At 40.9% G+C, this 14287-nt stretch carries 14 protein-coding genes; 4 read left to right on the forward strand and 10 right to left on the reverse strand.

Annotated features, from left to right (window positions below):
* Positions 1–394 precede the first annotated feature (394 nt).
* The 9 genes from HMPREF9444_RS07755 to HMPREF9444_RS07795 form a co-directional block, all read right to left on the reverse strand.
* A complete protein-coding gene (locus tag HMPREF9444_RS07755) occupies positions 395–1159 on the reverse strand; it encodes an SDR family oxidoreductase (RefSeq protein ID WP_009143862.1) in 765 nt (254 codons plus the stop codon).
* Between the two features lie 21 nt (positions 1160–1180).
* Positions 1181–2467 carry a TRAP transporter large permease gene (locus HMPREF9444_RS07760; protein WP_009143863.1) on the reverse strand — a complete coding sequence of 429 codons (1287 nt, stop codon included), beginning with the start codon at positions 2465–2467 and terminating at the stop codon, positions 1181–1183.
* A gap of 2 nt (positions 2468–2469) precedes the next feature.
* Positions 2470–2955 carry a TRAP transporter small permease gene (locus tag HMPREF9444_RS07765; RefSeq protein ID WP_040909411.1) on the reverse strand — a complete coding sequence of 162 codons (486 nt, stop codon included), beginning with the start codon at positions 2953–2955 and terminating at the stop codon, positions 2470–2472.
* 14 nt (positions 2956–2969) lie between these two features.
* Complete coding sequence (locus tag HMPREF9444_RS07770; protein WP_009143865.1) at positions 2970–3950, reverse strand: TRAP transporter substrate-binding protein; 981 nt, start codon at positions 3948–3950, stop codon at positions 2970–2972.
* A 24-nt stretch (positions 3951–3974) separates the two neighbouring features.
* Positions 3975–5222 carry an enolase C-terminal domain-like protein gene (locus HMPREF9444_RS07775; protein WP_009143866.1) on the reverse strand — a complete coding sequence of 416 codons (1248 nt, stop codon included), beginning with the start codon at positions 5220–5222 and terminating at the stop codon, positions 3975–3977.
* Between the two features lie 75 nt (positions 5223–5297).
* Positions 5298–5990, reverse strand: a complete 693-nt coding sequence (locus HMPREF9444_RS07780; RefSeq protein WP_009143867.1) for a FadR/GntR family transcriptional regulator — start codon at positions 5988–5990, stop codon at positions 5298–5300.
* 383 nt (positions 5991–6373) lie between these two features.
* Positions 6374–7063, reverse strand: a complete 690-nt coding sequence (gene ung / locus HMPREF9444_RS07785) for a uracil-DNA glycosylase (protein ID WP_009143869.1) — start codon at positions 7061–7063, stop codon at positions 6374–6376.
* Between the two features lie 202 nt (positions 7064–7265).
* Complete coding sequence (eda, locus tag HMPREF9444_RS07790; RefSeq protein WP_009143870.1) at positions 7266–8240, reverse strand: bifunctional 4-hydroxy-2-oxoglutarate aldolase/2-dehydro-3-deoxy-phosphogluconate aldolase; 975 nt, start codon at positions 8238–8240, stop codon at positions 7266–7268.
* A 26-nt stretch (positions 8241–8266) separates the two neighbouring features.
* Positions 8267–9220, reverse strand: a complete 954-nt coding sequence (locus tag HMPREF9444_RS07795) for a sugar kinase (protein WP_009143871.1) — start codon at positions 9218–9220, stop codon at positions 8267–8269.
* Positions 9221–9583: 363 nt separating this feature from the next.
* Here HMPREF9444_RS07795 and HMPREF9444_RS07800 point away from each other — a divergent pair, with 363 nt between their 5' ends.
* The 4 genes from HMPREF9444_RS07800 to HMPREF9444_RS07815 all read left to right on the forward strand — a co-directional run bounded on the left by HMPREF9444_RS07800 (position 9584) and on the right by HMPREF9444_RS07815 (position 13288).
* The gene (locus HMPREF9444_RS07800) at positions 9584–10291 is read left to right on the forward strand and encodes a GntR family transcriptional regulator (protein WP_050779014.1); all 708 of its coding nucleotides are present in this window, start codon (positions 9584–9586) and stop codon (positions 10289–10291) included.
* Between the two features lie 117 nt (positions 10292–10408).
* On the forward strand, positions 10409–11149 hold the full coding sequence (locus tag HMPREF9444_RS07805) for a Bax inhibitor-1/YccA family protein (protein ID WP_009143873.1): 741 nt from the start codon (positions 10409–10411) through the stop codon (positions 11147–11149).
* 81 nt (positions 11150–11230) lie between these two features.
* A complete protein-coding gene (gene pheA, locus HMPREF9444_RS07810; protein ID WP_009143874.1) occupies positions 11231–12388 on the forward strand; it encodes a prephenate dehydratase in 1158 nt (385 codons plus the stop codon).
* A 15-nt stretch (positions 12389–12403) separates the two neighbouring features.
* The gene (locus tag HMPREF9444_RS07815; protein ID WP_009143875.1) at positions 12404–13288 is read left to right on the forward strand and encodes an aldo/keto reductase; all 885 of its coding nucleotides are present in this window, start codon (positions 12404–12406) and stop codon (positions 13286–13288) included.
* A gap of 314 nt (positions 13289–13602) precedes the next feature.
* Here the strand turns inward: HMPREF9444_RS07815 and HMPREF9444_RS07820 are convergent, their stop codons facing one another.
* Positions 13603–14250, reverse strand: coding sequence for a hypothetical protein (locus HMPREF9444_RS07820; RefSeq protein WP_009143876.1), 648 nt, complete (start codon positions 14248–14250; stop codon positions 13603–13605).
* Between the last annotated feature and the right edge of the window lie 37 nt (positions 14251–14287).

A 14287-nucleotide genomic window follows, 5' to 3' on the forward strand; every position in this document is an offset into this window, starting at 1 on the left:
GCTATACTGCTGTCAGATAAAGTCTCACAAATTCGGACAAAAACCAAGTCTGTATTTGCTGGACATTAAATCGACACAAAACAAGGGCAGGACTTGCCCGGATGGCCTGTCAAGCGAACCTCGTTAGAGGTCGGCAGCAGGAACCCGCCGAAGCTTACAACAGTAGCTCTATTGTTGTTTAGCGGTAGGAATCATCGGTCTTTAGGCCGGTGAGGATGTCAACGATATCGCATACTCACATAAGTTAATTCAATTATGACTTTTTAAATAATAATTTTGAAAAACTAAATATTTATTTAGCTTTTTTATAAAAAACATCTTAATCAAAGCATAAAAAAGACCTTAATTGTTAAAAATTAAGGTCTTTAGGTTTTATGGAGGGCTTTATATGTAATTATTTGACGAGATATCCGCCGTCAACCGGAATAATGGCTCCGCCTAAGTAATCGCTGGCATGAGAGGCCAAGAAAATAACGGCACCTTTCATATCATCACCGGTACCCCAACGATGAGCCGGAATACGATCAGTAATCTGCTGATAACGAGGATTATTCTTATCAAGCAATGCTGCATTCATCTCTGTTGCCATATAGCCAGGAGCGATAGAGTTTACATTAATACCTCTGTCAATCCAGTCATTGGATAATTCTTTAGTAAGCTGAGTTACACCGCCTTTTGCCGCAGTGTATGCAGGAACAGTCTGACCGCCGAACCACGAGACCATGGAAGCAATGGTAATTATCTTGCCATAGCCTTTCTTAAGCATTACATTTGCAGCTTTCTGGCATAAGAAGAATACGGAATTTAAGTTGACATTAATAACTTCATCCCACTCATTCTCCGGGAATACTTCGGCGCTGTGGCGACGCTGAATACCGTGAGCAGTAACAAGAATATCCAAATCACCGCCTAATGAAGCTAAGCAATCATCAAAGCATTTAAAAACTTCCTGACGCTTGCTTAAATCAGCTTTAACACCGTGGCACTTGAAACCGCGATCACAAAAGCCTTTTGCAACGTCATAAACCTTGTCGGAAGTGCCTACAATAACCACCTCGCAGCCGGCTTCCATCAATCCTTCAGCCATGCCGTAGCCCAAACCGCGGGTACCACCGGTAACAATAGCCTTTTTACCTTCAATATCAAACAACTTATGCATAATAAATCTCCTTAAAATTTATTAACTCATGAATTCACCAAGGAAAGTTGAAAGAGACGGCACGTAAGCAAATAAAATCGCGCACAAAAGTTCAACAATCACAAAAGGAAGGATCATTCTTGAAACTCTCGCCACAGGCTCCTTACTTATACCGCACGCGACAAACAGTGTAGTTCCGAAAGGCGGTGTTGCCTGGCCCATTGCGAGCAAGAAGACGAATACCAAACCGAAATGAACCGGATCAATACCGAACTGAATAGCAATAGGTGCAAGGATCGGGCCTAAAATCAGGTTAGTAGCACCGACTTCGATGAACATACCGCAAATTGTGAGCAAGACAACGATCAGCATCATGAATACGGCAGGAGAGCTGGCAATCGCCATGAATGCTTCCGTAACGTAAATCGGAATACGATAATAGGTTAATAAATAACCGAACATCTGTGCAGTAACTACCAGGAACATAATGTTAGCAGTGGTAATTGATGACTGACAAATAATTTCCCATGTGTCTTTACCGGAAAGCTCACGATAAATACCGAGACAAACAAAGAATCCGTAGAATACGGCAACTACAGCTGACTCTGTCGGAGTAAAAATACCTGCATAAATACCGCCTAAAATAACTATCGGCATTAACAAAGCCCAAACTGCACTCTTAAAAGATTTTAAGAAGCGCATGAAAGAGAAGCCTTCTGCTGAACGAGGAAAGTTCTCACGACGAGCTTTAATATAGGCCCAGACACACAAGGCGATGCCGCAAATAACACCGGGGATCACACCTGCCATTAAGAGTTTGGCAACTGATGTATTGGTGATATTACCGTAAATAACGAATACGGTTGAAGGCGGAATAACAATACCTAAGGTACCGCCGATTGCCTGAACTGCAGCTGAATAATCTTTAGGATAACCGCGTTTTACCATCTCAGGATACATTAGTCCGCCGATTGCTGCTGTAGTGGCGACGGAAGATCCGGAAATTGCAGCAAAGAAAGTACAAGCAACAATTGATACCAGTGAAATACCGCCGGAAATCCATCCTACCAAGGTATCTGCAAAAGCAACCAATCGTCTTGACAATCCGCCTTTGGCCATAATATCACCGGCTAGGAAGAATGCCGGCAAAGCAAGCATTGAGAAGTTATCGCATCCTGAGAACATTTTTTGGGTAATAAGCGCCAAAGACAAATCCTGATCAATCATCAATGCCATGATGATTGCTCCACCCAATGACCAGGTGATTGGCATGCCGATTACCATCATAATGACAAGGGTAAGCAGCATGAAAATTGCAGCTAAATCCATGATTATTCCTCCGAACCTTGTTTCTTGCCGTCTTTTAAGGCATCAACCAATTCAAATAAACAGGCGACGGCGGACATAAAAAAGCCAATTCCCAAAATGACGTACATTATCTGCATTGAGATACCTAAAGCCGGGGAATGCTGATACTGAGATACGTCAATCATGCCGAATGAGCTGTAAAAGAAGATGACGGTAATAACAAAAGCTAATACGCATCTTATAACGTTAAGAGTATTGCCCTTGACAAAATTATCGATAATATCGATTCTCACTAATTGCTTTGAAGTAACTGCAAGGTTTACGCCCAAAAGAGTTAAAGTTACATACAAGTAACGTGACAGCTCCTCAGACCACGGAATAGAGTAGAAAACCACGTAACGGGTCATAGTCTGAACGAAAATTACCGTCATCATGATAACCATGCACAAAGCTATCAAATGCTTGGAAAAGCATTGCAGCTTGTTAAAAATATTGCGAAAAGATTCCATTTTTCATCTCCACCTTAATTAGCTAAAGCTTCAATTTTTGCCGCCAGCTCCGGGAAATCCTTGCTGTAAAACTCACGAACCGGCTTTGATCTCTCAATAAACAAAGACTTGTCAGGATAAGTTACGACCATGCCTTTGCTCTCCAAAGTGGTGATTGCTTCCTTATCCATCTTGCGGCTTAAAGCACGCTCATCAAGGCTAGCCTTATTCATGCAGTCAGTAATAAGTTTCTGATCCTCAGGACTTAAGCGATCCCAAGTTTTAGGAGCCATAACAAGAAACACGGTTGAATAGCAGTGTTCTGTCATAGCCATGTTCTTATTGACTTCAACCACATTATTCTTATCAATAACGGTAGCCGGGTTTTCCTGTCCGTCAATAGCTCCCTGCTGCATACCGGTATAAGCATCGGACCAAGACATAGGAACAGGATCTGCACCTAAGGCACCCCACAAATCCTGATGAATTTTATTTTCCATAACGCGAATACGCAGACCTTTTACATCATCTGCGGTATTAACTTCACGCTTTGAATTTGTCAAATTACGGAAACCTGATTCCCAAATTGCCAATCCGTGAAGCCGAACTTCAGGCAGTTTGTTAAGGAAAGACTGACCTATTTCACCTAAAAATACTTTATCGGCGTGTTCTGCCGAGGTAATGGTATAAGGCAAATCGAATACTGCAATATCCGGGAAAAAGTTAACCAATACTGACTGATTGACTACCGCAATATCGAGATTTCCCATCTGTACGCTTTCGATATTTTCACGCTCGGTACCGAGCTGGCCGTTATGGAAAGTATGAACGACAATGCGGCCGTTGCTCTTTTCCTCAACATCTTTGGCAAAATTATCCATAGAAAGACCGATAGCGCCGTCAGCTGCAGAAGCCTGGGCCATACGGATAACAATCTTGCCGTCATCCTGCGAACAACCTGAGAGAGCAGCAACACAGGACAATGCCAGCGCTCCCATCAGCAGTTTATATTTCATAAACAACTCCCTTTATTTGACAAATTAAGGCAATACCAAAGAACCGTCCTGGGCACGGGTCTGAGTCCAAGTAGTAACGTCATCATTGCAAGGATACTTTGCAGCCTCCTTCTCATTGAAAATGATGCCAAGTCCCGGACGATTATTCGGATAGACGTATCCGTTCTTAAATTCAGGCAAGCCGTCAAAGACCTCAAGCAAAGCACCTTTCTTATGGCTTAACTCCTGAATTACGAAATTAGGCGGTTCAATACCCGACCACTCTTGAACACCGAAGTTACGCGCTGCCATGTCGATATGGATATTAGCGGCATGAGCTAAAGGAGACATATCACCCGGACCGTGCCATGCGGTACGTACGCCGAACTGCTCGGCAAAAATTGCAAGCTTACGAGCCGGGGTTATACCGCCTACCTGAGTAATATGAACACGAATAAAATCGATAAGACGCTTGCAGATTAAAGTCTTATATTCAGCGCAATTGTTAAAGAGTTCACCCTCGGCAATCGGTGTAGTAGTCAAAGCACGCAGCTGCTCAAAATATTCGATTTGATCAAGCGGCAGCGGATCTTCTAAGAAAAACAATTTATACGGCTCTAATTCACGGGCAAGAACCATAGCCTCACTGGGAGCAATACGCTCATGCACATCGTGAACCAAATCAATGCCATAGCCGAGACGAGAACGTAAATCGTCGAATAATTTAACGGTTTTGCGGATATATTCTCGTGAATTTAAATATATGCCGGGCAACGCACCTTCCGGAGCAGTTGCTGGTGCTTTAACCTCAAGACCGCCGCCATATCCGCCTGACTGGACGCGTAAATGCTTAACACCGAGACTCTGATAATATTGGACCTGATCAACAATCTCATCTACAGTATTGCCGTCTACGTGACGATAAACCGGAACTCCCTTGCGAACAGCACCTCCGAACAATTGATACAAAGGCATATTGGCAAGCTTGCCTTTGATATCCCATAAAGCAAGATCGATACCGGCGATAGCATTGTTCTCTACACCGCCATTACGCCAATATGCGTTTTGATGCATCAAAGCCCAATTTTCTTCGATAGCTTCAGCATCTCTGCCGATCATCAGCGGACGCAAATATTCGCGAATGTAAGTTTCTACAGCTTTATAACGGTAAGCAAAAGTTGCGCATCCCAAGCCGTACAAACCGTCAACGGAGGTTAAAACCTTAACCACGGTTAGATTGATGCCCTCAGGTGCGGTACTGAAGACCTCAATATCTTTAATCAAAACGCTCATCTTAGCTCCTGTATTAAAATATCTTGTCAGTTGTCATACAAGTAATGACTGATAATACAAGTTAAAATTTATAAATTAATCTTTTTGCGCATTAAGCTCATCAATAGCATGCGTCATATGTCGTTCCATCAGATTTTTAGCTTTCTTGGCATTTCCTGATTCCAAAGCTTTTAAAATCTCGCTATGAAACCATATACCGTCGGTAAAACCGAAATAATCGTTAATTTGTTGATGCCATTTAAAAGTATTGGCAAAAACAAAGGCTATAGTATTTCCGATGATCTCGTTACCTGAAGCAAAAGCTATCTCTCGATGGAAATTCATGTCTGCCGCAATAAAATCCGCAGCCTTGCCGACGCTTTTTTCCATTACCTCATAATTTTTTCTCAAAATTGAAATAAGCCTATCAAGATCTTCCTTGGGCTTTTTGGCTGCCATATATGTGGCTTCAGGTTCAAGAATACGACGAAATTCAAGAACCTTTTCAATATTGGAAAAATCACTAAAGGAAATAGAATTTTTATTGCCCAAAACTGCATCCAAATCGGAACTTTCCAGAAAAGTCCCTTTTCCCTGCTCGGATCGCAAAACTCCTAAAGCAACATATTGCTGAATAGCCACGCGCAAGGAAGCGCGGCTAACCCCTAATTCCTCAACCAACGACGGCTCGGAAGGAATTTTTTCTCCTACTTTCCATGAGCCGTTTTGAATATTCTCTTTGATATATTCAATTATTTGCTGAGTAACCGAGGTTTTGATTATTTTCATAATTTGCGCAGCTTGTCAGACAACTTACAAACAAGTATAAATTGTTTGTTTAAAAAAAACGTGTACAAATTCACAAAAATAGAAAATCAGATTTCAGCAGAAGAATGGATAATGTCTGAGGACAACTTATTTAAAAAGTTTACGAAGGTAGAAAAATATTTGGCAAAGACCAAGAAGAAAAAATGCAAGCCAATTTTCTAAAAAAGCAGATATTCCGCTTTTAAGAGAGATTAAAATGCGAAAAACAGCTAAAGACAAAAGCCGCAACATCCTCTAAAACTAAAACGGCCCTTCACTGCTCTGATAAGATGAAGAACCGTTTATTTAAACTCTATGCTTAACTCACAATTAAGTCTGATGATTATGTAAATCGAGCCTAAAATTTACAAAATTTCACTTCCGTCCAAATAAAGAGGAAGCTGCCAATTTACTGTCGTCTTGTTATGTGCATGCAGATATGCATTTGCTCTTGAGAAATGATGACAGCCAAAAAAGCCGCGATTTGCCGATAAAGGACTTGGATGAGCACACTCTAAAACCAAATGTTTTCTTCTGTCAACATGTGCGCATTTAGCACGTGCGGCAGCACCCCACAGCATAAATACGACATTCTCGCAGTTATCATTAATAGCTTTGATTACGCCGTCGGTAAAAATTTCCCATCCCTGATTATGATGAGAAAAAGCCTCTCCTGCTTTTACTGTTAAAACCGCGTTTAAAAGCAGTACTCCCTGACGAGCCCACGGTATCAAGCAGCCGTGATCCGGAATGGAAAAACCGGGCATATCATCTTTTAATTCACGATAAATATTTCTAAGTGACGGGGGTACGGGCACGCCGACAGGTACGGAAAAAGATAATCCCATAGCTTGTCCCGGTTCATGATAAGGGTCCTGACCTAAAATCACTACTTTTAATTTATCCGGACTTGTATATTTAAAAGCGTTGAAAATATCGCAGTCTGCAGGATAAATAACATCGCCTGCAGCACGTCTTTGAGCAACGAAAGACATTACATGCTGAAAACTTTCCGTTTTTTTAAGAGGACCGATAAGGTCATGCCAAGTAACCACTTAGAACTCCGCTTCTATATACTAAACACTTAAAAAGTTAATTTAATTTATAAATTATAAACTTAGGCCATTTTATCATAATGCCGCCAAGTAAATCGTTTTCTAAAAAATTTACGCGAAATACCGAAAGTCTTACGAAACAAATCTAAAAAAAAAGCCCGCCGAAAACAAGCGAGCCTTCCTTTAAGAATGAATTCCTATATTACTTTGCAGGACGCTGACGAACGTGGAAAGCAAATCCGCCGATTTCATCCTTTAAGTAAACAGTCATGAGTTTACCCTTTGCATCATAAACATAGCTGTTTTCATCAAAAGCTACGCCTTTACGACGCAACATGGCAAGAGCACGAGTCAGATCGCGGGTATCAACGCAGACGTGTCCGTGAGTACCGGCAAACGGATTCTTCATGATTTCAGCTAAATCACCGGTAAAGAAAGAAAGTCCGGCATCACGCTTATCAGTATCAAACATTGCAGCAATGGTATTAGTTACCTTCTCGGCATTATCCGGAGTTCCGGCATTAATACCGACATGGCCTACGGTAAAGTCAAAGACCTTATTCATAATGGCCTTGCATGCTGCGGTTACGCCAGCCCAATCCTTAGCTTTTACAAGCTTGGAAGGGGGAGCGAAGCTTCCGCCTACGGCTGCAACGTTAGGCTGATCAAGATAATCGGTAAGATTATCAAGACCGACACCGCCGGTCGGAACGAATTTAATTGCGGCAAAAGGACCGTGAAGTGCCTTTAAAGTATTGATACCGCCATATGCTTCTGCCGGGAAGAACTTTAAGGTCTTAAGACCGAAACCCATTGCCTCTTCAATATCTGACGGGCAAACGACACCGGGGCATACCGGCATATTATTCTTTACGCACCAATCAACGACCTCACGATTAAAACCCGGAGTAATTACGAATTGACCGCCGTTATCCAAAGTTTCCTTAGCATGATCAATATCGTGAACGGTACCAGCACCGACTATAAGTTCAGGAACCTCTTTTGCAATACGTTTGATAGCTTCACCGCCTGCTGAGGTACGGAAAGTAACTTCAGCAATAGGAATTCCGCCTTCAATCAAGGCATGAGCTAAAGGAACGGCATCATTAGGATCGTCTAAAGTAATGAGAGGAACGATACCGTATTCTGAAATCTTGGAAAAAATATCTTCAGACATTTTGATTTTCCTTTAATAGGTGAAAATTAACTTCTGCGAGCGTGAGTTTCCATGAAGGTCTTCAACTGCTCGGGAGTAGGTAAACCTTCATTGTCACCAACAAATGTACATTGAATTGCACCGATAGCGCAAGCACGCTCCACACATTTTTCAAGCGGCAGACCTTCCATAAGTCCGGTCAAAACACCGCAGGCAAAGCCGTCACCTGCTCCGACGGTATCAACAACTTTATCAATAACAAAGCCGTTAACCATATATTCTTGATCACCGTCGGATACCAAGGCACCGCGAGGACCGCATTTAGTGACAACGGTCTTTGCACCTAAACCGCGATAGAACTTATTGATCTCGTGAGGATCGGTAGTGCCGCATAAAATAGCGCCCTCTCCGTCACCCGGCAATACCATATCAGCCTGAGCGGCAAGTCCGTTTATGTACTCAACCATTACTTCCTGTGATGGCCACAATTGCGGACGAAGGTTAGGATCGAAAGAAACATATAAACCGGCATCACGAGCTTTCTTTAACATAAGCTTAACAGCTTCGCGGGTCGAATCGGTCAAAGCCGGAAGAATACCGGTTAAATGAATATGGGAGAATGAAGAAAAATCAATCTTCTCAACATCTTCAGCGCTTAAAGTAGAAGCTGCGGAACCTTTTCTGAAATAGAAAATTTCAGGATCGCCTTTTGATACTTTGCTCTTTAACATAAAGCCGGTAGTACGCTCTTTAGTGTAAATAACAAAAGAATCATCAATCTTGTTGTTTCTTAAGGTACGGGCAATTAACTTACCGAAAGGATCATCGCCTAACTTGGTAAGATAAGCGGTCTTATGACCTAAACGAGCAGAACCGGTTGCTACATTGAACTCTGCACCTGCCACAGCTAAGGAATAACCTGAAACAGAATCAAGAGGGCCCTCGCTCTGTGCAATAAGAAGACCCATAGGCTCGCCGGCTAAAACTAAACCCTTTCCCATAATTTAATCTCCTAAAGAAATAAATTGTTTTGTCTAACTGTTAAATAATACTAGTAATCATTTTTTCTTAATAGTTATAAAGATCACAATAACGCATCTCAATTAAAAAATAGATCAGCCCTCTTTTAGCTAAACTCACTGCAAAATAAAATTTTTTATTGATAATTTTATTGATAAATACAAGACAAAAGGAGAGTGTTCTTTTAAAAAGAAAATGTACTGCGATATAAAATTTATTTATATGATCAGATCATTTAGTCATATACTAATGCCGGATTTTGCAGGCATTAGTCCCTATCTTTCTGTAAAAAAAGCTAAATTTACGTTAAACTAATCGCACTTTATTTGCAGGCGGGAACAAACGTGAACGATATTTTTTTAACTGATGAAAAATTTATTTTAAATTCCGTAGATCCTATAAGTCGTCAAATCTATGCCTTCTTAAAGCGTGCCATTATTGAATGCCGTCTTATGCCCGGAGATCATTTATCTGAAAATGAAGTTTCGGCTAAATTCAATATTTCCCGTCAGCCGGTACGTGAAGCTTTAATTAAACTTTCAGAAAACGGCTTCGTTTTGATTGAACCTAAAAAAACTACCCGAGTAAAACGTATTTCAAGAAGTCAGGTTCTGCAAGGCGCGGTGATTCGCGAAGCAATTGAATCAAAAATCATTCGTAAAACTGCAGAATGCATTAATGATAAGGTTATCGCTTTACTTGAAGAAAATGTCCACAAACAAGAAAATGTTGCCGATGACTATAACGTCCATCTGCACTTTAGCCTTGATGATGAATTCCATCGCATAATCCTGTCCGCGCCTGGTTATGACAAAGCTTGGGACATTGTTGAGACAGTCAAAGGCTCAATGGATCGTCTGCGCTTTTTATCTATCGAATTTGAGTTGACACCGATAAGCAAAACCTGCCGAGCCCACCGTAAAGTTCTTGAGGCACTAAAAAAACAAGATCCCGACTTGGCGGAAAAAGCAATGATTCAGCACCTGCAGGAAACAGCTGAATCATTATCCATGGTTATGGATAAATGCAATCCGCAATGGTTTTCAGAATGAACAAAAATTGTGAGATTCTTTTGCATTTACGCGTATATTTTTCTTGTAAATTTGACTAATAGTCCCTATTTAGTACAATCGAGATAATCTCATAAACACATTAGGAGCTATAAATAAATGCAATCATCAAATCCAGCCATAGGTGTACTTACCCGTGAAGCCGGTGCATATAATTTCGGCGGTATTGAGGCTGCCGCAACACTTTCTGGAACCACCACAAAAGCTATTATTTTAGTAGCCGTTACTTTGCTTTCCGGCTATCTTTCCATGATTTATTCGGCAAGTTATATCGTCGCCAACCAAGCTTTGCCTTCTTTCTTAATGTACGGTTCCGTCATTGCCGCAGTCATTGTTGCAATGATTACTATTTTTAAGCCGACAGCATCACCTGTTACGGCTCCGCTTTATGCCGTGCTTGAAGGTGCAGCATTAGGCTCTCTTTCCATGGCGTTTGAGCTGAAATATCCGGGCATCGTCGTTACTGCCGTAATGTCAACTTTCGTCGTAGTAATGGTAATGCTGGTCCTGTGGAAAATGAAACTAATTGTTCCGACCGCTCGCTTCCGTTCCGTCGTTGTCGGAGCCACAGGTGCTATCTGCGTTCTATATCTGCTTGATTTTGTCATGCACCTGTTCAATATGGCTTTATTGCCCCAAACCGGTGCCGTATCAATAGGTATTTCACTTGTCGTTTGCCTAATTGCGGCATTAAGCCTTATCCTTGATTTTGAAAACATTCAAATGGCAGTAGATCAAGGCTTGCCTAAATACTTTGAGTATTTCAACGCTTTCTCTTTATTGGTCACTATCTGCTGGCTGTATATTGAAATACTGCGTTTGCTTTCAAAGCGCGAATAAGAAGATTATTATTAGAAGGCGGCACAATATGCCGCCTTTTTAGTTTTTGTTGTTCCCCATTACCGCGAGATATAAATAAAAATGCTAAACCTCACTGAATGCCGTGATCGCATTGACTCTGTAGATAATCAAATATTAGAGCTGTTAAAACAAAGAAAAGCCATTGCCGACGATATAGCAAACTACAAGCTTGAGCGCGATCAGCCGGTAACTGATAAAAACAGAGAACAACAAAAGCTCAACACGCTAATGCAAAAAGGTTCCGAAATGGGACTTGCACCGTCTCTTATTAATAAAGTTTTTCGCCAAATTATGGACTACACCGTAGCTTACGAACTATGCTACATTCAGGATAAGATAAACAACAAAGATATAAAGCGCAGTACATCCGTATCCTATTTAGGCACAATCGGCACCTATTCCCATCTTGCCGCACATAAATATCTTGAGAGCTATGCGGGAAAATTTGAAGAATACGGCTGCAACTCTTTTGCGGAAATCGTAGAAAACGTAGAATGCGGCAAAACCGAATATGGAGTTCTACCGATAGAAAATTCAAGTTCAGGTAGCATTAACGATGTTCTGGATATCGTTCAGATGATGAAAGCCCGTATTGTCGGTGAATTGTTTTATCCGATCGATCATTCTCTTCTCACGGTAAACGGCGGCAGACTTGAAGAAATTACTGATATATACTCCCATCCGCAGCCGGTTACGCAGTGCTCCAATTGGCTGAACATTCATCTGCCGAATGTAAAAATTCATTACACCAGTGCTTCATCAGAAGCCATGAAGGAAGTAATAAGATTAAACGATCCTAAAATCGCAGCTTTGGGAAGTAAAAATGCAGCGAAATTCTATTCTTTAAATTCCTTGGTAACCGACATTGCAAATAATCCCAACAACTTTACGCGCTTTATCGTTATAGCTATGAGTCCCATTGTGGTTCCAGGCTTCGTAGATGCTAAAACTTCCATCATTTTTACTACTAAAAAATATACTCCCGGATCTTTAATCTCCGTTCTTAATGAATTTAGTAAAAACAATATTAATCTTACAAAACTGCATTCAAGACCGCGAGAGCGCAATGCTCGAGAAACCTGGGAGGAAATTTTCTTTGCTGACGTAGAAGCAAATCTTGATACTCCCGTCATGCAGAATATTATGGACAACCTGAAACAATTAACCGGAGAAATTAAGATTCTCGGCTGCTATCCCAGCAATGAAATTCATGACTGAGGAAAAAATTAAATTATGAAAGACTTCATTTCTCAAGCCAAAGAGTTTACCGACATAAACTCAACTTTTACTTTAAATGACGGCAACAAAATCCCCTGCGTCGGATTCGGTACTTGGAAAATAAAAGAAAACGAAAACGGTGAGCAAATTATCGTTGATGCTATTAATTCAGGTTTCCGTCATTTTGACAGTGCAGCTTTGTATAAATCAGAAACATCCATCGGCAAAGCTATAAAAAAATCAGGGGTTTCACGTGAAAAGCTTTTTATAACGACCAAAGTATGGAAAGACGATCTTTGTCCTGAAAAAGCCCGCTTATCACTTAAAAATTCTTTACAGGATCTGCAAACAGACTACATTGATTTACTGCTTATCCATTGGCCTAAAGCTTCTAAGAAAGATAGTTCCTGGCAAGAGAAATTAGCTGTCACTTGGAATGAATTCATCAAAATGCGCACCGAAGGTATAGTAAGATCCATCGGCGTAGCCAATTTTCTTCCTCACCACTTTGCTGCATTGCAAAGCGATATACTTCCTTGCATCAATCAAATCGAGTTTCACCCTGGTTATCTGCAAGAAGAAGCTTATAATTATTCTATAAAGCACGGTATCCTAGTTGAAGCCTGGAGACCTTTAGGCCAGGGCGGATTAATTAATAACGAATTAGTAAAAGTGATTGCCTCAGCTCATAACCGCAGCGTAGCCAAGATCCTGCTACGTTATGCTTTAGAGCGAGGCGTCCTGCCTTTACCTAAAACTACGCATCTTGAACGGATGCTTGAAAACCAAAAGTTATTTGACTTTGCTCTTTCTGAAAAAGAAATGTCTGATTTAAATAATCTCCCATTATGCGCTTGGTCTGGTGAACATCCGGACAATGCTATACCTTGGGATGATTAGAAACTAAAAATCCAAAGCTGTCATATTAATATAAAAATCAAGCAGTTATAAGTGATATACTCTCCGATCAAAAACTTCGGAGAGTATTAAGAGAGATCTTGCTTGCTGATAGCTTACCTAAAATTACTAAGATAACATCTACCGTAGTACACACGCTTTTTAAAACTTATTAAGTATAGCCGTAATAACATACAACAGACTAAAACTTAAAATAACAAATTAAAATTAAACTTCTTTTTTGCAGCTAAAAAGAAAGTGACTTAAAAATCACTTTCTTTTAATATTTATCTGAGCAATGCAATATTTTCAGGTTATTAGCTTCTGCGCTTTAAAGTGCAGCTTAAAACCTCATGACTGCCGTCTATATTAACTTTAATCTCGGTTTTAAAGTCCATATTAGATCTGTCTCCGGATCGAATACCGACTAAGACCGATCCGTCATTTTGTTCCTTGATCGTTACAGGATATCCGCCATGCTCTGACATGATAACCCCAGGGAACAAAGACGCATAAGAGCGCGCAAAAATCAAAGGCGTTTGTGTTAAGCACTGCATCAAACGCATAAACTGCGCCTTAGTGCTGGTAAGATTGTGCGCTACGTTCATTATATTAATATAATCGGGATTCTGCTTGTTAGAAGACATAGTCTCAGAATATGAGCCAGGAGGAGTGATTTCAAAAACTTCATTGCCTCTTGCATCAATAAACTGCATATGCGACCCCTTCTCAAAGCGATGAAAATCAATACACAATCCATAAGCATTGTCTTCTTTCAAGTCAAGTAAAGATCCCAAATCCAGAGGCACCGCACTTTGTTCCATAGAAAATACAGCATCAGGAGAGAGTAAATTTGCCATATCTCTAAACTTAACGCCAAGCATCGAACAGTGATCAAGCTGTATTTGCGCAGAATACTCATCAACACCTACAGCTATGAGCAAACCGGCGTAAACTTCCTGCATCGTAAGTTGACATCCTCACCGGCCTAATGGCCGGAGA

The sequence above is a fragment of the Succinatimonas hippei YIT 12066 genome, assembly GCF_000188195.1.
Taxonomy (GTDB): domain Bacteria; phylum Pseudomonadota; class Gammaproteobacteria; order Enterobacterales; family Succinivibrionaceae; genus Succinatimonas; species Succinatimonas hippei.

Excerpts from the sequence above, each read along its gene's own strand:
- HMPREF9444_RS07755 (WP_009143862.1), bottom strand. The coding sequence starts at position 1,159 with ATGCATAAGTTGTTTGATATTGAAGGTAAAAAGGCTATTGTTACCGGT.
- HMPREF9444_RS07760 (WP_009143863.1), bottom strand. The coding sequence starts at position 2,467 with ATGGATTTAGCTGCAATTTTCATGCTGCTTACCCTTGTCATTATGATG.
- HMPREF9444_RS07765 (WP_040909411.1), bottom strand. The coding sequence starts at position 2,955 with ATGGAATCTTTTCGCAATATTTTTAACAAGCTGCAATGCTTTTCCAAG.
- HMPREF9444_RS07770 (WP_009143865.1), bottom strand. The coding sequence starts at position 3,950 with ATGAAATATAAACTGCTGATGGGAGCGCTGGCATTGTCCTGTGTTGCT.
- HMPREF9444_RS07775 (WP_009143866.1), bottom strand. The coding sequence starts at position 5,222 with ATGAGCGTTTTGATTAAAGATATTGAGGTCTTCAGTACCGCACCTGAG.
- HMPREF9444_RS07780 (WP_009143867.1), bottom strand. The coding sequence starts at position 5,990 with ATGAAAATAATCAAAACCTCGGTTACTCAGCAAATAATTGAATATATC.
- eda (WP_009143870.1), bottom strand. The coding sequence starts at position 8,240 with ATGTCTGAAGATATTTTTTCCAAGATTTCAGAATACGGTATCGTTCCT.
- HMPREF9444_RS07795 (WP_009143871.1), bottom strand. The coding sequence starts at position 9,220 with ATGGGAAAGGGTTTAGTTTTAGCCGGCGAGCCTATGGGTCTTCTTATT.
- HMPREF9444_RS07805 (WP_009143873.1), top strand. The coding sequence starts at position 10,409 with ATGCAATCATCAAATCCAGCCATAGGTGTACTTACCCGTGAAGCCGGT.
- pheA (WP_009143874.1), top strand. The coding sequence starts at position 11,231 with ATGCTAAACCTCACTGAATGCCGTGATCGCATTGACTCTGTAGATAAT.
- HMPREF9444_RS07815 (WP_009143875.1), top strand. The coding sequence starts at position 12,404 with ATGAAAGACTTCATTTCTCAAGCCAAAGAGTTTACCGACATAAACTCA.
- HMPREF9444_RS07820 (WP_009143876.1), bottom strand. The coding sequence starts at position 14,250 with ATGCAGGAAGTTTACGCCGGTTTGCTCATAGCTGTAGGTGTTGATGAG.